A 19,919-nucleotide genomic window follows, 5' to 3' on the forward strand; every position below is an offset into this window, starting at 1 on the left:
GCAAGGCGTTGCCCTGCAATGGATTTCATGTTCCTTCGGCCAATGTTATGGGGGCAGGGCGATCGGGGTATCGGGCCTGCGCGTCATGGAAAGGGTAGGGTGGTTCATGAGCCACAAGATACTGCTGATTGAGGATGACGCGACGACCGCGGATTATATCGTCAAAGGCCTCGTGGAAGAGGGCTTTGTCGTCGATCGGGCGGAGGATGGCCGCGACGGCCTGTTCATGGCGACGGAACGAACGCATGATGCGATCATCCTCGACCGGATGCTACCCGGCATGGACGGTATGGCCGTGCTGGCCGCGATGCGGGCGGCGTCTATCACCACGCCGGTCATCATATTGTCGGCCCTTGGGGGCGCGGATGATCGTGTCTTGGGTCTCACCGGTGGATCGGACGACTATCTGGCGAAACCCTTCGCCTTCGCCGAACTGCTCGCCCGGCTCCGTATCGTCATCCGGCGGCGTGCGGGTGCGGAGGAGCGGGAAACCAGGCTGAGCTGCCACGACCTGGAGGTCGACCTGCTTTCCCGCAAGGTCAAGCGCGGTGGGCGTTCCATAGAGTTGCAGCCGCGCGAGTTCCGTCTGCTCGACTATCTGCTCCGGCACAAAGGGGAAGTGGTGACGCGGACCATGTTGCTGGAGGGCGTCTGGGATTATCATTTCGACCCCGGCACCAATGTCATCGACGTCCATATCAGCCGGTTGCGGCGCAAGATCGATGAGGAAGGAGAGATGCCGCTGATCCACACGGTCAGAGGCGCGGGCTATCGCCTGAGCGAGCAGGGCTGACGCTTCGTGCGCTGGCGGCATTCGGTCATATGGCGCTTTGCCGCCCTCATTTTCCTGATGCAGATCGCTTGCGTGCTGGTCGCTTTATGGGCGGTGCATCAGTTCACCGGCCGATCGATCAACCACGCCAGCCGGGAGGTGTCGGTCGGCCTGCGCGACGATATCGCCGCAACCTATGCCGCCGCAGGCCTTGCCGCGGCGGGCGCGACCGTTCGCAACCGGATCGTCAATGACCGCAGCGGGGAGTCGGTGATCCTGCTGCTCTCCCCCACCGGGGAGAGGATCGCGGGCAATCTGAATGGCTGGCCGGCGAATGTGGGGGTTTCGGAAGAATGGCATCTCGCCAATCTCCTGCGCAACGACCGGCGTGGGCGGGAGCCGGAGGTGATCGGCCTGGTCAGCACCCGTTTCCCGGATGGCACGCGCTTGCTGACCGGCCATGTGGTTGAGGACGACCTTCGCTTCGGTGGTTTTCTGGAAACGGCGCTGGTGAGCGCCGTGCTGCTGGCGGTGCCACTGGCGGGAGGCGCCGCTTGGCTGTCGGCCGCCATAATCCGCCGCCGATTGCGATCCGTGATCGACACGGCGACGGCGATCGGCACGGGCGACATGGAACGCCGGATCGCGCTGACGGACAGCCGCGACATGTTCGATGCGCTGGGCCGCGCGATCAACGGGATGCTCGACCGGATCACCGGGCTGGTGGGCGAATTGCGGTTGGTCACGGATAGCCTTGCCCATGACCTGCGATCCCCGCTTACACGCTTGCGCGCCGTGATCGAGAATGCGCTGGGCAAGACCCAGGATGAAGGCAGCGTCCTGGCGCTGGAGCGGGTTCTGGAGGAGAGCGACATCCTGCTTCGAATGCTGAACACGGCGCTGACGATCAGCCGCGCGGAGGCCGGGATCGGCCGCGACAGCTTCGCGCAGCTAGATGTCGCGGCGCTGCTGCATGATTTTCAGGACATGTATGGCGCGGTGGCCGAAGAGAAGGGCGTGACGATCATGGTCGACGCCCAGCCGCAGCTTGCCATCCGGGCACATCGGGAACTGATCGGCCAGGTGCTGTCTAATCTGATCGACAATGCGCTGAAATATGGCGGCGCCAACATCCGACTGTCAGCGCATCACGAGCCGGGCATGATCGTGATCGGCGTGGCGGACGATGGACCGGGGATAGCCGAGGAGCGGCGCGCGGAAGCACTCAAGCGGTTCGCGCGGCTGGATGCGTCACGCCATATCACAGGCGCCGGGCTGGGGCTTTCCCTGGCGGCGGCGGTGGCGCGCCTTCATGGTGGCGAACTCATCCTGGGGGATGCGAAACCGGGCCTGCTGGTGACATTGGCTTTGCCGATCGATGGCGCTCGAACGACCTGACGTAGCGGCTAAGCCGTACTGATCGCCTGTTCCTGCCGTGCGACGACGGCGGTGACGGTCAGGTTGGCGCTGGCGCTGGCAACCGTCCGGGTCATGTCGAGCAACCGGTCGAAGGGCAGGACGAAACCCACCACCAGCGCGGTCTGTTCGGGTGAGACGCCAACGGCGGAGAGCACGGCGGCCAGCATGAAGAGCGAGGCTGATGGGATCGGCGCCGTGCCGAAGGCGGCGAGCGATCCGGTCAGCAGCATGATCGCCAGCATCGGCAGGTCGGGATGCACGCCCAGCGCCTGGAGGCTGAAGATGCTGAGCAGCCCCACATACATGGCGGTGCCGTCCTTGCCGATGCTCGCACCGATCGGCAGCACGGTGGATGCGATAGCGGGTTCGATGCGCAGGTCTTCCAACGCGACCCGCAGCGCTACGGGCAGGGTCGCGGCCGAGGAGGCGGTGGAAAAGGCGACGAGCAATGGGTCGATCGCGGCACGGAAGAAACGACGGACCGACAGGCGCGCGACCAGCCGGATAAGCGGGAGGTGGACCAGCAATATCTGCGCGACGACGCCCAGCAGGACGCAGAGCGCTAGCCACCCGATATTGGTGAAGACCGCGACGCCATTGTCCGCCACCGCCTTGGCGATCAGCGCGAGGACACCGAAGGGCGTGATTTCCATGACGATGCGGACGAGGTGGAACAGCACGCGGCTGGCCGATTGCAGCATGGCCGCCATCGGCCGCCCTTCCTCCCCGGCCAGGATGACGCCGAAACCCAGCAGCATGGCGAAGAAGATGATCGCCAGCATGTCCCCTTCGGCCAGCGACTGGACGATGTTGACCGGGACGATGCCGATCAACTGGTCGTGCAGCGACTTGGCCTCGCCCAGCGCATGAGGAATCGCCTTGCCCAGCGCCGCACCGGTGCCGGGTTCGATCAGCAGGCCGAGCGCCATGCCCACCGAAACGGCGCAGGCGGTGGTGATGGCGAAGAGGAGTACCGTGCGCCCGCCGACCGACCCCAACCGGCGCGGATCGGCGAGTGCGGTGACGCCCGAGGCGATGGAGACGAAGACGATCGGAACGACCAGCATCCGGATCAGCCGGACGAAGACTTCGCCGACAAAGGCGATCCAGGGCGCGGCTGCGGGCCAGAAGAGGCCGAGCAGCACACCGGCGATCAGGCCGCCCACAACGCGCTGCCAAAGTGGGATAGCGAACCAGCGACGAAGAAGCCCAGTCATCGATGGTCGCCCCAAGCCATGATTACATCCCGCCCCAGAAGCCCGGTTGCGGCGGCAACAAATGGCCACGATCGCCAGTGACGCCACCGTCGCGGTCGGCCGAGAGCCAGAGCGGCCCGTCGAGATCGACGAAGGCGCTGCCCGCCGCGATAACCCATGCAGGCGCGATCGAGAGCGAGGAGCAGATCATGCAGCCGGTCATGACGCCAAGGCCACGCGCGCGCGCATCTTGCGCCAGGTCCAGCGCGGCGGTGAGGCCGCCGGCCTTGTCGAGCTTGATATTCACCACGCCATAGCCGTCGGGCAGCTTGTCGAGGTCGGCCGCGACATGGACGGATTCGTCGGCGGCGATCGGGATGGCGGAGCGGAAGCCGCTCAACGCTGCATCCTCATGCGCGGGCAGGGGCTGTTCCAGCAGGTCGATGCGCAATTCCGTCATCAGCCCTTGAAGGTCGCTGACCTCTGCGATGGTCCAGCTTTCATTGGGGTCGACGATCACGCGCGGCGCAGGCGCGGCGGTGCGGACGGCGCGAAGCTGACCGGCAGGATCGGTGCGGTCGACCTTCACCTTGATGAGCGGTACATCGGCCAGCGCGGCGGCGGCCAGCCCCATGGCGTCCGGCGTATCGAGGCCGACGGTCATGGCGGTGGCGATCGGGTGCAGCGGCTTGGGGATGCCCATGGCGGTGGCGATGTCGCTGCCAGTCAGCCGCAATTCCAGATCCCATAGCGCGCAATCGACCGCGTTGCGGGCCGCGCCTGCCGGCAGGATGTCCAGCAGACCGCGCCGGCTGATGCCCGCCTCCAGCGCTGCGCGCACTGCCTCGATCTCCGCGATGCTGGTTTCGACGCTCTCGCCGTAGCGGGGATAGGGGACGCACTCGCCCCGGCCGGCAACACCATTTTCAACGATGGTGACGGTGACAACCTCGGCCACGGTCTTGACACCGCGCGAGATGCGGAAGGGAGTGGCGAGGGGAAAGACTTCCCCCAGGGCGGTCAGCGTGCGGCGCATGGGATTCAGGCATTCTCCGTTGCGGTGGCGGCTGTCGCGGCGGGCATTTCCAGCAGCCGGTCGAGGATCGCCTCCACACCCATGCGATAGGGATCGGAACAGGGCAAGCCGAACTCTTCCGCCGTGCGGGTGCAGAGCGCCACGGCTTCCTCTTCATCCATGGCGGAAGTGTTGAGCGCAATGCCCACGACGCGGACGTCGGGATTGGTCAGGCGGGCGGTGCGCACATTCGCGTCCAGACATTCGGTGAGGCCCGGCGGCCTGTAATGGGGCAGGCCGCGCATGGTCTGGCGCATCGGATCGTGGCACAGCACGAGGGCGTCGGGCTGGGCGCCGTGGAGCAGGCCGGTCGACACGCCTGCGAAGGAGGGATGGAAGAGCGACCCTTGCCCCTCGATCAAATCCCAGCCGCCGTCATGGCGATCGGGCGAAATCTGCTCGATCGCGCCGGAGATGAAGTCGGCCACCACGGCGTCCAGCGGCACGCCGTCCCCGGCGATCAGGATGCCGGTCTGACCGGTCGCGCGGAAATCTGCGGGCACGCCACGCGCTGCAAGCGCGCGGGCGAGGCAGAGGGTGGTGTACATCTTGCCGACCGAACAGTCGGTGCCGACCGTCAGCAGCCGCTTGCCCGCGCGACGCTTGCCGTTGCCGACCGGAATGTCGGGGCGGGGATCGCGCACGTCATGCAGCGCGCGGCCCAGGCGCGTGGCGGCCTGCACCAGGCGCGGCTCATCTTTCAAACGCTGGTGCAGGCCCGATGCTATGTCGAGGCCGGCGTCCATCGCCGCCAGCGCATCGCGCACCAGATCCTCGCCCAGCGTGCCGCCGGCATTGGCGATGCCCAGCACCAGCGTCCGCGCGCCAGCCGCATGGGCCGCGGCGAAGTCCATGCGGGGCAGGTTCAGGGTCAGCCCGCAATCGTCATGGCGAAACTCGCCCACGCAAATGTCGGGGCGAAACACCGCCAGGCCGCGCGATGTCTTGATGCCGATCTCGTCATTGCTGTGGCCGAGATAGAGGAGATAGGGCGTGGCGATCATGGACATTTCGAACCTGTGATGATGGGACGTCCGCTTTATCGCCCTGGCCCGGCCAACCCCAATATCCATGCCCACATAGGCTATAGCCTGATGCTATAGGCTCTCAATCACCTCCGACAGCAAGGCCAGAAATTCCGAAGCCGTCTTCGATGGTGGGCGGTTCTGCAGATAGACGGCGTTGATGTCGAAGGTGATGGCGGGCTGGAGCGGTCGGCTGGCAAGGCCCGGCGCGACGGAGGCATGGGCGGTGAAATTATCGACGATCGCCATGCCGACACCGGCGCGGACCAGGGCCGCCGCGATATAATAAGTGCGGGCCGACACCACTTCGTCCAGTTCGACGTCGAGGCGGTTGAGTTCGCTCGACAGGACGCGACCGATCGGGCCGCTCTGGACCGGGCTGATGAACTTGTGGTGGCGCAGTTCCTCCAGGTGGAGGCGGCTGGGAGCATCGGGCATGTCCTCCTCACGATAGAGAACGACCAGTTCGCCCTCGCCGATCACCTGATGGGAAACGGGCGCGGACAGCGGCACTTCGAAGCTGATCGCGATGTCGGTTTCGCGTTCATAAAGTTTGCGTACCATTTCATCATGATGCAGCGTCTGGAGGTCGAACATGATATCCTCATGCCCGCGCAGGAAGCGCGCGACCGCATCGGGGATCGCGCCAAGCCCCAGCGAAGGGAGGGCCGAGACGCGGAGCAAACCGCCTCGCCCGTGCCGCATATTCTGCGCCGCCTGACGCAGCGATCGGACGCGATCCTGAATGTCGGAGACTTCGGCGAAGAGGGTGCGGGCGTCCTGTGTCGGGATGAGGCGGCCCTTGGATCGTTCGAACAGGGACAGGCCGATTGATCGTTCGGCATGGCGCAGCACCTTGGTGACGGCGGGCTGCGACACGTTGAGCGCGCGTGCCGCGGCGCTGACGGTGCCGTGCAGATAGACGGCGTGGAAAATCTCGATCTGGCGCAGGTTCATAGGTGTTGTCCCCTTTGGCTGCGGCCTGTCCTTGCGATCAACGACAGCGGCTCTCATAACCGCTATGACATCCGGTTATAGGTCGCGCAACATGCCGGCTATGGACGGCAGAGACTTATCGGGGCCATGTTGCCGATAAGGCTCACCCTGCAAGGATTCCTTACCCATGCCATGTTCGTCCGCTTTCCGTCGCTTTCGAGCCTTGCTCCTGACGAGCGGGCTGGCTGCCACGGTCGCGAGTGCGACGCCGGTGGAAAAGGTGGATATACTCATCACGGGCGGAACCATCTATGACGGTGGCACGGGCAAGCCCTATGTCGGCGACGTCGCGTTGAAGGGCGACCGGATCATCTATGTGGGGCGCACGGGGCACTTGGCGGCGACCCAGGTTATCGATGCCAAGGGAATGATCGTCGCGCCCGGCTTCATCGATGCGCACACCCATGCGGACAGCTTCATTCGGTCCCCCGACCAGGCAACGCGCGTCAACGCCGCCTGGCTGGACCAGGGGGTCAGTACCGTGATGATCGGCGTTGACGGCTATGGCACGCCCGATGTCGGGGAAGATGCGGCGAAGCTGCAGGCGTCGGGCATCGGCACCAATATCGTGCCTTTCATCGGCTTTGGCACGGTGCGCCAGCGGGTGTTGGGACAGGATGCCCGCGCCCCCCGGCCGGAAGAACTGGACGCAATGAAGGCCATGGTGGCCAAGGGTATGTGCGAGGGTGCGGTGGGCTTTTCCGCCGGGCTTTTCTACGCCCCGCAGAGCTTTGCCAGAACCGATGAAGTGGTCGCCTTGGCGCGGGAGGCCGCGATCCGGGGCGGTTTGTACGACACGCACCAGCGTGACGAGTCGAGCTATACGATTGGCCTGCTGGGATCGGTGAAGGAAGCGATCGACATTGGCAGGCAGGCCGGGATGCCGGTCCATTTCGCGCATTTGAAGGCGCTGGGCGTCGACGTGCAGGGGCAGGCGCCTGTCGTCATTGCCGAGATTGAGGCGGCGCGGAAGGCGGGGCAGGACGTGACCGCCGACCAATACCCTTGGTTGGCGTCGGGATCGAGCCTGGACGCATCGCTGCTGCCCGGCTGGGCAGTCGATGGCGGCGGGGCGGCGCTGGTCAAGCGGCTGGACTATCCGGCGACCCTGAGGCGTATCCGTGACGAGATGCAGAACAATCTGCGTCGCCGTGGCGGGGCGAAGGCGCTGCTGTTGATCGCGGATGGCTTCCCCTGGACCGGCAAGACGCTGGAACAGGTGGCGGCACAATGGCAGATGGACCCGCGCGATGCGGCGTTGCGCATCATCCGCCAGAGCATCGAGACGACGGAGGTGGAGAAAAAGGGCAAGGGCACGGCGGTCGCCTCCTTCAACATGGCGCAGGCCGATGTCGACCTGTTGATGCGGCAGCCCTGGGTGGTGACGTCGTCGGATGGGTCGGACGGTCATCCGCGCATGTTCGCGACCTTTCCCGAAAAATATGTCCAATATGTCCGCGATCGGAAGGTTATCAGCCTCCAGACTTTCATCCGCCAGTCGACAGGCCGGACGGCGGATATCTACAAGCTCGACCATCGCGGCTATCTGAAGTCGGGCTATTATGCCGATGTGGTGGTGATCGACCCCGCCCGTTATGCACCCCGCGCCGACTATGTGCATCCGCGCGAGTTGAGTGTTGGGGTGAACAAATTGTTCGTGAACGGAGCGCTGGCAGTAAGCGACAGCCAGACGACGGGTGCGACCGCCGGTCGGGCGCTGCTGCGTCAGAAGCCGACGGCCTGTCCGTAAAAGTAGCAGTAATAGCCAGATTTTTCACTGATATATAATCGCTGAGCTAATGGAGGCTTATAGTTTACGGCAGCTGCTGGGACATGTGCGAAGCTGCTGCGCTGGATTGGTGCCTGGGCCGCCGGTGGTAATGAGGTTGTCCGTTACTGAGAAGGGCAACTCAACAGTTGAGCGACGAAGAAGGGGCGGTTGCCGTTGCGGAGATGTTTCCATGGATCGTCTTCCTCACAAAGCTTCAGGGAATGTTCGATGCCAAGTCGCCGTGACCTCTTGACTGCTGCTGCCCTCACGTCTGCGTTGGCGTTTGCAGGAGGTGTGCAGGATCGAGCAGATGGTGCCACGCTAGATCTGCCGACAAATCTCAGTTTTGAAGCGCTGCAGCAAAGGCTGGCTGATCTCTACGATGTCGATCGGAGCATCGTGACTTTCGACGCAGCTTATTATGGCGCGATGACGAAGCCGGTGCAGGCCGTCTATGTCGAGAAGACAGGCTGGATGAACCGGCACAATTCCACTTTCTTGCGCAGCGCCGTCGCTGGCGCTCCGCGCGATGCGGAATTGGATAAATCCCGTGATGCAGTTGCGCAGATGATCGGCGCGCAGCCGGAAGAAATCGCGCTGGCAGGGGGCGGAACAGAAGCGCTCTACGCCCTGATCGCCAACTATGGTCTGCTCAATGCCGGCGATGCGGTTCTCTATTGCGACGTCGATTATGATGAAATGCAATATGCGATGGACTATCTGGAAAAGAGCCGGGGCGCCAAGGTTGTACGCTTTTCGCTACCCGAACCTCATACGCGCGCCAATATCCTGGCAGCCTATGAGAAGGTTCTGAAGGAAACGCCGCGGGCCAAGCTGCTCCTGCTGACCCACGTCTCTAATCGCAATGGCCTCATCCCGCCTATCAGGGAAATCATCGCCATGGCGAAGGCCCGGGGCGTGGACGTTATTCTTGATAGTGCGCAGGCCGTCGGCCAGATGCCCTTCGATGTCGAAGATACAGGCGCCGATTTCATCGGTTTCTCCCTCCACAAGTGGCTGGCCGCTCCGTTGGGAACCGGCGCCGTCTATATCCGCAAGGAGCGGCAGAAGGATATTCTGCCTTGGCTGGGAAACCGGATCCATTCGGCTGATGATATTCGCTCTCATATCCCCACCAGTACGGTCGATTTTGCCGCGCGGCTCACAATTCCCACGGCGATCGAGGTGCAGAAGCAGATTGGGATCGAACGCAAGTTTGCGCATTTGCGCGCGCTGCGGGACTACTGGTATTTCCGCGCGGGCGAAGTAAAGGGCGTCGAGTTAATGCTGCCGTCCGAAAAGGATAATTATGGGGCGATCAGCGCGTTCCGCCTCCCGGGCATGAAGACGAATGACGAGGCTAGGAAAGCGCAAGCCATGTTCATCGAGAAATACAAGCTGCTGGTGGTTGCCAAGGCGGGCCTTGCTTCCGGTCCGCTGCTCCGGGCCACCCCTGCGCTCTTCAACAATAGCGGCGAGTTGGATCGACTGGTTTCTGCCATCCAGAAGGAGCGTAATTTCTTCATTTGATGTATTTGCGTCCATCAACATGGTGCGACAGGAAAAAAGGGGGCCTGGAGATCATGGCCTGGGACGTTCCCCGGCAGTCTTGCGACCAAACTCCACGCTCTTGTTGACTTTGGATGCGGGAACCAGATTATTTTTCTGGCCCTTTGGCGAGTTAAATTCTCTCTCTTCCTCCTGAATTGCTCCACACCGTTGCAACCCAAAAGCCCTTCGCTTTTGTTCGGACTTATTTTGATTTCGGTTTCTTATTATTGCTGTTCGCGATCAGCCTGGCGATAAGCGCCTCAAAACGCGGAACGTCGATGGACCGGATCACTTCTGCAGGCTGTTCTCCGAGGCCCGGCTGGTAGCCCGCCCGCCAGGACAGCAGGTCGCCATAGCTGGCGCCGAACTGCGTGTTATAGTCGACATATAATGTCTCCTGCTCCGTCACGAGCGACGGGTCCAGCCACACCGCGGCGGCGATTTCATCCCACATCGGAAAACCGGGTTCCCCGCCCGCGATAAACTTGCCCAGTTCAGGACTCGCTGCCTTGGAAAGGCGATCGATCAGGCCCGTAGTCAACTGCGTCGCCGTGGCCGGATCGGCCGGCACGACGGTAATCTTCTTCCATGGACTGCGCGACACGATGCTCGCCGCCTCCGGATCGAAGCGGATGTTGAATTCCCGCCGGGGGGAATTGACGAACTCCCGCGCGAACTCGGCGGCGGAGCGATTGTCGAGCATCTGATGGGGGTTGAAGCTGCCGCCCATATAGACCAGTTCCTTGGCCAGGCTTGCGAATTGCGGATCGAGCCGCTGCGCCAGGGCCAGGTTTGTCATCGGCCCGCCTTCGATGATGGTGATCTGGCCGGGATATTTATGGACCATTCGGATCATGAAATTCGCGGCTATCTCCGGGGATGGCTTTGTCGTCGGATTGCCCCAGGGCAGGTCCACCGGATCATTCGGGCCATAATAAGCCGGCGTGCTTTGCTGGGTCGGCTCGACCCATTTCTTCATCCAGGCGCCCTTCCACGTCAGCTTGCCGTAGAGCGCTTCCCATCGATTTGTCTGCTCCTCGCTATTGAGGAGAGGATAGGTGGCGCCGGGCACCACGGGCACATCGGTGCGCTTCACCAGTTCCAGACCGCGCAGGGCGGTGGTCGTCGCGCGGTTAACCCACACATTGCCCGATATGGTCGTGACGCCCAGCACATCCACCTTGTCCGATTCCAGCAGCATCATGTGCATCAGGCCGAAGCCATCATCGTCGATGATCAGCTTTTGCCGCTCGCCCTGCGCGTTAACGGGGACGGCAACAAAACCGAGGAAAAAAGGCACGAACAGGAGGAGTTGCATAACCGCGCGGGCGAGGGTTCGTCGGTTCCTGATTTTCAACATTAACCGTCCTTGCCTGGCCCGGGGACCGAGAATGCGTTAAAATACTGGCGCTACCCGACGCCGAGCTTTCCCATGCCGACGCACACGTGACAGCGCTAGCGCAATCATTATCATCCTGCGTTGCAAAAATTCGAACGTGCCCTGACTGAGCCAACCGTCATTCGGCGCGAAGGCGATCGAGCCTTAACGCTGGCTCGAGAGAGTAGCGATTCGCCTCGCCCAGCCAGCCATCGAAATAGACAAGACCACACCGATCGGTCATGTCGGTGACCCTTCCGAAGTAGCAGCTGCGGCAGCGTTCCTTGCCTCATCCGACAGCAGCTTCATGACCGGGAGCGAGCTGTTCACCGATGGCGGACTGGCTCAGATCTAAGCCATCGACGCATTCCTTTCGCGCGGGCTCGCCTTATGGCGAGCCCGCGCCCGGCAGCGGGAAAAGGCGAAATCGCGGAAAACTTCATCGCAATCGCTTTTTTGATCGACGATGTTCGCTTCGGAGAACCGTAGCAGGTTGACCGAATGACTGGGTCGTTCCCTGTCACCTCAATGGTGGCGAGCCCTTCTGCCTCGGGGATGTCGCGAAACATGTTGCCGAGCGGCGCGGCGCCGAAGCGAGCTTGCGGCCGATCATATCCTTGATTGCCAGGGGCTGTTCTTACTGCGCCTGCTTCAACCGAGTGTGTGCCGCGGCTTCCTCAATCACTGCGGCAACAGCCTTGGGGTTGGAGATATATATGGCATGGCTGCCTGCAACCTCGCGAATTGTTGCGCCGGCGCGCTGGGCCATGGCGCGCCGCCCCGGGGGCGGGATGGTCCGGTCGTCGGCGGACACCAGATACCAGCTCGGTCTGGTCTTCCATGCCGGCACGCTGATCGTGCCCCCGAGTGCGTGGACGCCCCAGGACTGCTGCGAGTCTGCCATGATCCTGGTCGGCGAAGCGACCAACGGTGCGGAAGCCGTGGCGGCATTCCATAGTCTTCGCCCGGACATCACGCTCATGGATCTTCAGATGCCGGTGTGCAGCGGCATCGAGGCGATAGCGCAGATCCGGGTACAAGCGCCGAGCGCACGCATTATCGTTCTCACCACCTATGACGGCGACGTGCAGGCATTGCGGGCGCTGACGGCGGGAGCCAGCGGCTATCTGCTCAAGAGTTCGCTGCGCAAGGAACTGCTGGAAACGATCCGTACCGTCCACGCCGGAAGGCGTTACGTGCCGCCCGACGTTGCCCAGCAGATCGCGATTCACGCCGCTGAGGAGCCGCTGACCGATCGCGAGGTCTCCATCCTCGAATTTGTCGCGGCGGGCAAGGCCAACAAGGTCATCGCCTGGGAATTGTCTCTCTCCGAGGACACGGTGAAGGGCCATCTGCGAAGCATATATTCCAAATTTGACGTCAAAGATCGTACCCAGGCCGTGACGGTTAGTTTGCGCAGGGGCATCATCACGCTTTGATTTGCGATCACGCTCGGTGCGACCGGTGCGGCGCTCCCTTACATGGGGAGATTCTATGGCCCCAAATGATCGTTACCTACCAACCTGGCGCCGGCATAATATGAAAAGGGAGTGAAGAATCGCGTGGGTTCTCCACTCCTTGTCATTCCGATGGCCGCTCAATTGGTCTTGAAGCGCACGCCTACCCGGAAGGACCGGCCCAGCAGGTCGCTGAAGGTCGAGTTGGCCGACAGGCCGCTTTCCGGCAGCAGGATCGGGTCTTTGTCGAACAGGTTGGTGATGTTGAAGAAGAGTTGTCCATCGGACCCGCCGACTTTGATCTTCGCGGTGAAGTTGAGGTCGGTGTAGAAAGTGCCGTTGATATGGTTGCTGTCGATCGTCGGATTGGCCGCTGTGCTGGCCGGGCAGGCCGTCGTGCAGACGACATAGGTATTGTTATAGGTGCCCGAACTGACGCCGCGTCCGACCGCCGTGATCGAGTAGTTGGGCGTGTCGAAGGTGGCGGAGAGACGGAAGATCCAGTCGGGCGTGCCGCTGAGCTGGCCGCTATTCTGCCCGACCGAATCGATCGGCACCGACACGCCGTTGTCGATCAGATTTTCCAGATAGTTGGTCGCCGTGCCACGCAGGGTCAGGCTGCTGGAACTATTGTTGAAAATCTGGTCGAGCGGCAGGCGGTAGCTGGCTTCATAATCGATGCCACGCACCTTGATCTTGGCAAAGTTGAACGGACTGGCCGAGACGAAATAATCGCGCACGCCATCCGGATCGGCGACGATGGCGTTGCAGAAGGATTGCAGTCCTTCGGTGCAGCGCTGGGCGATGTCGTCCGCAAAGAATTGACTGATCGCATCCTTTACCTTGGTGCGGAACCAGTCGACCGAGAAGGAGAAGCCCGGCAGGAAACGCGGCTGAAGCACTGCGCCCAGCGTCAGCGTGTCGGCCTTTTCAGGCTTGAGCGCCAGATTGCCGGTGGTGAGTTCGCGGAAGGTCTTGCCGGCAAATTGGCCATAGGCCGAAGCGGTGCTGAAGGTGTTGGAGCGTGACGTGCCCGACTGGAACAGTTCGTTGAGGTTGGGCGCACGAATGTCGCGCGAACGGGTGCCGCGCAGGCGGATGTCCTCGATCGGCTGCCAGGTCAGGCCCGCCTTCCAGGTGGCGACCGTGCCCGATGTCGAATAGTCGGTCACGCGCGCCGCGCCGTTGAACTCTGCGCCCAGGCCCAGCGGGACGACGGTTTCCAGATAGGCTTCCTTGACATTGTAATTGCCAAAGGTGGGCCGGAAATTGCCGACCGACCAGCCGGCCTGATATTCGATGGGGACGTAACCGGATACTTCTTCCTTGCGATATTCGCCGCCGATCGCCACGCTGACATCACCCGCCCAGGTAGCGAAGGGCGTGGTCGACAGGTTGACGCCCGCAACCGTCTGCTTGAACTTCTGGTCGCGATAGGGATCGCCCATCACCCAGTCGACCGCCGCGGGATTGGCGACGCCAACGCCCAGCCGGTTCAGGGGAATGCAGCCATTGCCCGTATCGGTCAGGGTCGATCGGCAGACGATCGTCCCGGCCGCGACGCCCAACTGATTGCCTGCCGGCGCGAACACCGCATCGGTCGCCAGCGCCAGGCGCGACGTGTTCATGATGTCGCGCAGCAACTCATGCGTGTCGGTCTGGCCATATTGTGCATAGGCGTCCCACACCGCCTTGTTGCCGAACATCTGGAACTCGCCGCCCGCACCGATGGTGTAGCGCTGCGTTTCGCGCGTGCTATTATTCTTGCGATAGGGCAGATCGGCGGCGGAGGTGCCGAGCGTGACGTTCGTAACGCCGGTGAGCGCGGTGCGGCCGAGCGCCTGGACCAGATAGGCATTGTCGCCGGTCAGAGTGAAGGTCGCCGCCTGCGGACCGGCGTTGAACAGCGTCTTGTTCCAGTTGTACGACGCTTCGCCATAGACTTCGATCCAGTCGGCCAGTTCATAGCTGAGGCGGCCGAACACGCCGCGGCGGTCATCCGTCGCGTCGAGGCCGATACGGCGCGACGTGTCGTTGATCTGCCAATCGCCGCCCACGGTCTGCGATGCGTCGGTCAGCGACCCGAACTGATATTGTTTGGCGACGCCGCCCTGGTCGAAATAGGTGCCACGCAGCGCCGTCGATCCGCCGGTTTGCGAGCGGATGATGCTGCCCGGCGTAGTGTTCCAGGTGCCCGCGCCGCGCACGACAAGGTTTTGCGGCTGGCCGTTGGTGGCGGTGTAGTTGGGGTTGACGATGGTGCGATAACCCAACTGGTTCCAGTCGCGATCGACCTCGAAAATGCCGTCGCGATGCGCATATTCGCCCGCGAGCAGGATATGGCCGCGCCCACCGGCGAAGCTCTTCCCGATCGCGCCGGAGAAGCTGTAGTTGAAACCGTCGCCCTTGTCGGTGATGCCGGTGTCGGCATCGACCTTGATGCCTTCGAACTTCTTGTCGAGCACATAGTTGACGACGCCCGCCACCGCGTCCGACCCATAGGCGGCCGATGCGCCGCCGGTGACGATCTCGACGCTCTTCACCAGCGATTGGGGGAAGGTGTTGATGTCGACCAGTCCGGTGATGGTCGAGCCGACCGAGCGGCGGCCGTCGAGCAGCACCAGCGTACGCACCTCGCCCAGGTTGCGCAGGTTCATCGTGTTGATGCCGGCCAGGCCCGAACTGATCGCCAGGCGCGAATTGGCCGGGCGGGTGCTGCCCGCCAGCGCCGGGATCTGATTGACGAAGTCGGCGATATTATTGGTCGGCGACTGGTTCTGAATATCCTCGCGCGTCATCACGGTGAGGGGCGTGGGCGACTGGAAGCCGTCGCGCACGATGCGGGTGCCGGTCACGACGATCTGGTCCACTGGCGCAGCTTCGGCGCTTTGCTGGGGGGCGGTCGTTTCCTGTGCCAGCGCCGGTGCGCCCTGGACCAGGGCCAGGGCGGTCATCGCCAGGCCAAGACCGTGTTGACGGCCGAAAGACCGACGCATTCGCCTGAAATCACGCATGTATAAACCCCCTTATCAGAGGGTGGAGCTGCACGCAGTTGCTGCGCGCGCGACGTCAGAGCGCCGATCTGGCCCGACCCTTCCCTTCACCATATGACCGCAAGGCAGGCGTTCTTGCCTTCTGCCGTTCCCCGCCATGCCGTCACCACAACCCCGGCACGCCCCGCTTGACGAGCAGGGAAAGCCGGTTCCATGACGGGAAGGTTACAGGGTGGCCGCCGCTGGTCAATAGATTTGGTATTACTTTGATCGTATAAAGGTATAGCCCAAGGGAATGGCGGGCGGGCCTATGCCGACCGTGACGGCCAGCGGATAGCTTGCAGTTATAGGCGGTGGTCGGCTTACTATAGCCCCGCCTCACCATCCTGCGATAGTCGTTACATTCCAATTTCCTGGACAAGGGAGACTATGTTGATCCAGCGTCGTGCATTCCTTCTGGCCACCGTGGCCGTGCTTGCCCTGCCCGGCGAATTGTTGGCGAAGCCGGTGGTCAAGGGCGGGAAGGGGCAGGCGCTGAAGATCCGCGCGACGGGCGCCAGGGCGCCGATCGAGATTGTCGAGGATGAACTGGGCGTGCCCCATGTCCGCGCGCAGTCGCTGCACGACGCCTATTTCGGCCAGGGCTATCTGGTGGCGCGCGACCGGCTGTTCCAGATCGACATGGAATATCGCCGCGACATGGGCCGGATGGCCGAAGCCTTCGGCCCGCGCTTCGTGGCGGCGGACAGGGCGGCGCGGCTGTTCCTCTATCGCGGGGACATCGATGCGGAGCTGACGGCGCTGCCCGCCGGCGTGCTGGAATGTGCGCAGGGCTATGTCGCCGGGGTCAATGCGCGTATTGCCGAACTGGCCGTCAATCCGGCGCAAATGCCGCTGGAATATGGGATATTGAAGATCGCGCCGCTGCGCTGGGACGTGCGCGACCTGGTGCGCAATCGCGGTATCGGCATGGGCGACGCGGATGACGAGGTGCGCCGCGCGCAGATGCAGGCGCGCGGGCTGCTGGATGTCGATCAGTTGATGGCGCCCTTGCGCCCCGCCTGGTCCTTCACCGTGCCGGAGGGCCTGGACTGCGCGGCGGTGAGCGAGGCGGACCTTGGCATATTGAACCCGACCGCCCGGCCCGTGCCCTTCGACGCGATCCAGGAAGCGTCGCTTGATCGCGCGGAGCGGCGCGCCGACCGTTTCGCACAGGGCAGCAATGCCTGGACCATAGCCGCATCGCGCAGTGCGACCGGACGACCGATCCTGGCCAACGACCCGCATCTGGGGATCGGCGGGAACAGCCCGCGCCACATGATCCATCTGACCGCGCCGGGGCTGGACGTGATCGGCGCGGGCGCGCCGGGCCTGCCGGGGATCATGCAGGGGCATACCGACCGCTTCGCCTTCGGCCGTACCAATTTCCATATCGACCAGACCGACCTGTTCATCCTGCGCACATCGAAGGACGATCCGGAGCTTTACTGGCACAAGGGCCAATGGAAGCGGTTCGAGACGGTTGAGGAGGAGATCGCCGTCAAGGACGGGCCGGCGCAGCGCGTCACCCTGCGCTATGCGCAGGGGCGGCCCATCGTCGCGCAGGATACCGCGCGGCAGCGGGCGAGCGCTTTCGCCACGACCAGCATGTTGCCGGGCGCGAATATGCGCTTCGCCATCATCGCGATCAACCTGGCCAGGGACTGGGCGTCGCTGCGCGAGGCGTTCCGCATTCATGTGTCGCCGACCAATTTCCATTATGCCGATATTGACGGCAATACCGGTTGGCAGACGATTGGCTTCACGCCGAAGCGGCCCAAGCATGATGGCCTGTTTCCCGCGCCGGGCGACGGCGATTTCGACTGGACCGGCATCCTGCCCGTGGAGGAAATGCCCCATGTCTACAACCCGAAGGAAGGCTGGTTCGCGTCCGCCAACCAGATGAACCTGCCCGCCGATTATCCTTATAAGGAGAAGGTCATCAGCTTCGACTGGAGCGATCCCTTCCGTTACGATCGCATTTCCGAGGTGTTGCGCAGCCAGCCGAAACACAGGCTGGAAGACAGCATCGCGCTCCAGCACGATGTCCAGTCGTTGCCGGCGCGGGCCTTGCTCAAGCTGATCCCAGCCAAGCTGTCGGCCGATGCCGCCCCGGCGGCGGCATTGCTGCGACGCTGGGATTGCGGAATCGGGGCGGACAGCGCGGCGGCTTTGCTCTATGAAATGATATTGCCGGAATTGCAGGCCGGCTTCCGCGATCTGGTCGTGCCCCCCGCCGCACGGGCGTTCATCCCGTCGGTCAATCTGTTCGAGATGCTGCGCATCCTGGCGACGCCGGACAAGCGGCTGGGCGCTGATCCCGTCGCGGCGCGCGACGCGCTGGTCGACCGGGCGCTGGCGGCGGGGTGGAAGAAGGCGCTGGAGCAGGGGGGAGCCGATCCGGCGCAATGGCGCTGGGGCGATCTGCATCGGGTGACGATCGCCCATCCCCTGTCGTCGTTGCCGGGGATCGCGGCGGCTTTTCCCAAGATTGAAGGCGGCCGGTCGGGCGGTGACGGTTATACGCCGATGGCGCGCGGCTTCAACGCGAAGCGCGGCTATCAGGTGTCGCATGGCGCCAGCTATCTGCTGGTCGCGGACGTGGGCGCCTGGGACAATAGCCGCTTCCTGCTGCTGCCCGGCCAGTCGAACGACCCGCGATCGCCGCGCTATCGCGATTTCTACCCGCGCTGGCTGGCGGGGGCGATGCAACCGCTCTGGTTCAGCCCGGAGGCGGTGGAGCGGCACGCGGCCGAGCGGACGGTGCTGATGCCGGGGTAAGAGGGGCGGTTACAGCGCCTCCGCGATCGCCACGAGCGCGCGGTCGACCGCTGCGCTGGCCCGTGCGTCAGTGCCGTCGGGCATGTCGTTGGCAAGGGCGGAGAAGACGAGGGTCCGGCCGCTCTTCGCCACTAGATAGCCCGACAGGGCGCGCGCGGCATTGAGTGAACCGGTCTTGGCGAAGAGCCTGCCTTCCAGAGCCGTACCCTTGAAACGGCCCCGCAGCGTGCCGTCCTGCCCCGCGATCGGCAGCGTCTCGCGCCAGGCTGTACCCCAGGGTTGGCGCGCGATCCATGTCAGCAGGGTAACGGCCGCGCGCGGCGTGATGCGGTTGTAGGAGGACATGCCCGAACCGTCGGCGAAGCTGTAGCTGCCTTCGACAAGGCCCGCCTGCGTCATCAGCCGGCGCAGCGTAGCCTGCCCGTCGGCAATGGAGCCGCTGCCGCCCGCGTGCGACAGGCGGCGCAGCATCAGGTCGGCGTGGAGGTTTTGGCTCTGCTTGTTGATGATGCGCATGTCGTCGGCGAGCGGCAGGGCGGGCAATTCCGCCAGCATGTCCGGTGCGGGCGGCTGGGCGGCGGGAGCGCCTTTGCGGGTCGTGGGATCGTCCGCCGGGGCGAGTGGGCGGTGGCGCGCGGTCACGTCGCCCTTCACCGTCACGCCGCGCGCGCGGAGCAGGTCGCGCAGCCGCCAGGCGGCATAATGGGCCGGATCGTCGATGCTGAAATGGAGCGTCGCGGGTGGCGCGTCGGTCCCGATCGTGCCGGTCAGGCGGATGAGGCGGCTGCCCGGCGCGCGGTCGGCGACGATCGCCTCCCCCTTGCCGGGGATAGTCCGGATGCGGTTGTCGATCGCATAATAAGCGGAGGCGGCGACCTTGGGGCTGACACCGTTCGCGCCGGGCGCCACCACGGCGGTCATCTCATTATCGTCCAGCGTCAGCGCCGAAATACCGGTGCCATAACGCGACTGGATATTGTTCCAGCTCATCCCCGGTCCCCAGCGCTCATCAGGAAACCAGCTATCGTCGCCCACCACATTTCTGACATGGCGGGTTCGCGCCGCAACCGCATCGGCCAGCGTCTGGAGGCAGTCGGTCGCGCAACCCTCCGCACTCGACAGTCGCGCGTCGCCGCGCCCGTAGAGGATGACGTCGCCCTGATCGAGCCGCACCCCAGTACCCTTCGCCGCGTGATCAAGCGCGGGAAGATCGGCATAGGCGGTGGCGGTGGTGAACATCTTGGTGTTGGACGCGGGGATGAAACGCTGGTCGGGAGCGATGGCGAGTATCGGATCGCCTTCCAGCGTGGCTACGAACAGGCCGTAGCGGGTGTTGGCCGGTCCTTCGGCAAGAGCCTGTTCGACGGCGTGCATCAATGGAGGAACGCCTGCCTCCGGCGCTGCGGCGGCGGGGTGAGCGGCAAGGGCGAGCAGGACCAGGACGAAGCGCATGGACTAAAGCATAG

Annotated in this window: 14 protein-coding genes and 1 pseudogene; 7 read left to right on the plus strand and 8 right to left on the minus strand. The window is 63.7% G+C overall.

Annotation, left to right across the window (positions count from 1 at the left end):
- Window positions 1-106: 106 nt before the first annotated feature.
- Together MOK15_RS17015 and MOK15_RS17020 are read left to right on the plus strand one after the other, a co-directional pair.
- Window positions 107-793: a response regulator transcription factor gene (locus MOK15_RS17015; RefSeq protein WP_242932909.1), complete on the plus strand. Its 687-nt coding sequence runs from the start codon at window positions 107-109 to the stop codon at window positions 791-793.
- A 57-nt stretch (window positions 794-850) separates the two neighbouring features.
- Complete coding sequence (locus MOK15_RS17020; protein WP_242932910.1) at window positions 851-2,170, plus strand: HAMP domain-containing sensor histidine kinase; 1,320 nt, start codon at window positions 851-853, stop codon at window positions 2,168-2,170.
- 8 nt (window positions 2,171-2,178) lie between these two features.
- Here the strand turns inward: MOK15_RS17020 and MOK15_RS17025 are convergent, their stop codons facing one another.
- The 4 genes from MOK15_RS17025 to MOK15_RS17040 form a co-directional block, all read right to left on the minus strand.
- Window positions 2,179-3,408 (minus strand): dicarboxylate/amino acid:cation symporter, encoded by a 1,230-nt coding sequence (locus MOK15_RS17025; RefSeq protein WP_242932911.1) that lies wholly within the window; start codon window positions 3,406-3,408, stop codon window positions 2,179-2,181.
- A 22-nt stretch (window positions 3,409-3,430) separates the two neighbouring features.
- Window positions 3,431-4,423 carry an N-acetyl-D-Glu racemase DgcA gene (gene dgcA / locus MOK15_RS17030; protein WP_242932912.1) on the minus strand — a complete coding sequence of 331 codons (993 nt, stop codon included), beginning with the start codon at window positions 4,421-4,423 and terminating at the stop codon, window positions 3,431-3,433.
- 5 nt (window positions 4,424-4,428) lie between these two features.
- Window positions 4,429-5,466 carry an N-acetyltransferase DgcN gene (dgcN, locus tag MOK15_RS17035; RefSeq protein ID WP_242932913.1) on the minus strand — a complete coding sequence of 346 codons (1,038 nt, stop codon included), beginning with the start codon at window positions 5,464-5,466 and terminating at the stop codon, window positions 4,429-4,431.
- A gap of 93 nt (window positions 5,467-5,559) precedes the next feature.
- The gene (locus MOK15_RS17040; protein WP_242932914.1) at window positions 5,560-6,444 is read right to left on the minus strand and encodes a LysR family transcriptional regulator; all 885 of its coding nucleotides are present in this window, start codon (window positions 6,442-6,444) and stop codon (window positions 5,560-5,562) included.
- 166 nt (window positions 6,445-6,610) lie between these two features.
- Here MOK15_RS17040 and MOK15_RS17045 point away from each other — a divergent pair, with 166 nt between their 5' ends.
- Together MOK15_RS17045 and MOK15_RS17050 are read left to right on the plus strand one after the other, a co-directional pair.
- Entirely contained in the window at window positions 6,611-8,233 is a 1,623-nt protein-coding gene (locus MOK15_RS17045; RefSeq protein WP_242932915.1) for an amidohydrolase family protein, read from the plus strand.
- A 249-nt stretch (window positions 8,234-8,482) separates the two neighbouring features.
- Window positions 8,483-9,784, plus strand: coding sequence for an aminotransferase class V-fold PLP-dependent enzyme (locus tag MOK15_RS17050; RefSeq protein WP_242932916.1), 1,302 nt, complete (start codon window positions 8,483-8,485; stop codon window positions 9,782-9,784).
- A gap of 223 nt (window positions 9,785-10,007) precedes the next feature.
- Here MOK15_RS17050 and MOK15_RS17055 read toward each other — a convergent pair whose 3' ends face one another.
- Complete coding sequence (locus MOK15_RS17055) at window positions 10,008-11,105, minus strand: nucleoside hydrolase (protein ID WP_242932917.1); 1,098 nt, start codon at window positions 11,103-11,105, stop codon at window positions 10,008-10,010.
- Between the two features lie 295 nt (window positions 11,106-11,400).
- Between MOK15_RS17055 and MOK15_RS17060 the strand changes: the two are divergent.
- Window positions 11,401-11,538, plus strand: a pseudogene (locus MOK15_RS17060) (SDR family oxidoreductase); the annotation flags it as partial.
- A 282-nt stretch (window positions 11,539-11,820) separates the two neighbouring features.
- Here MOK15_RS17060 and MOK15_RS17065 read toward each other — a convergent pair.
- On the minus strand, window positions 11,821-12,087 hold the full coding sequence (locus MOK15_RS17065; RefSeq protein ID WP_242932918.1) for an alpha/beta fold hydrolase: 267 nt from the start codon (window positions 12,085-12,087) through the stop codon (window positions 11,821-11,823).
- Here MOK15_RS17065 and MOK15_RS17070 point away from each other — a divergent pair.
- A complete protein-coding gene (locus tag MOK15_RS17070) occupies window positions 12,086-12,622 on the plus strand; it encodes a response regulator transcription factor (protein ID WP_242932919.1) in 537 nt (178 codons plus the stop codon). The genes MOK15_RS17065 and MOK15_RS17070 overlap by 2 nt on opposite strands.
- 158 nt (window positions 12,623-12,780) lie before the next feature.
- Here the strand turns inward: MOK15_RS17070 and MOK15_RS17075 are convergent, their stop codons facing one another.
- Window positions 12,781-15,654: a TonB-dependent receptor gene (locus MOK15_RS17075; RefSeq protein ID WP_242932920.1), complete on the minus strand. Its 2,874-nt coding sequence runs from the start codon at window positions 15,652-15,654 to the stop codon at window positions 12,781-12,783.
- A 408-nt stretch (window positions 15,655-16,062) separates the two neighbouring features.
- On the opposite strand from MOK15_RS17075, the gene MOK15_RS17080 reads away from it, so the two are divergent.
- A complete protein-coding gene (locus tag MOK15_RS17080; protein ID WP_242932921.1) occupies window positions 16,063-18,453 on the plus strand; it encodes a penicillin acylase family protein in 2,391 nt (796 codons plus the stop codon).
- A gap of 9 nt (window positions 18,454-18,462) precedes the next feature.
- Here the strand turns inward: MOK15_RS17080 and dacB are convergent, their stop codons facing one another.
- Window positions 18,463-19,905 (minus strand): D-alanyl-D-alanine carboxypeptidase/D-alanyl-D-alanine-endopeptidase, encoded by a 1,443-nt coding sequence (gene dacB / locus MOK15_RS17085; protein WP_242932922.1) that lies wholly within the window; start codon window positions 19,903-19,905, stop codon window positions 18,463-18,465.
- Between the last annotated feature and the right edge of the window lie 14 nt (window positions 19,906-19,919).

It is taken from the genome of Sphingobium sp. BYY-5 (assembly GCF_022758885.1).
GTDB lineage: Bacteria > Pseudomonadota > Alphaproteobacteria > Sphingomonadales > Sphingomonadaceae > Sphingobium.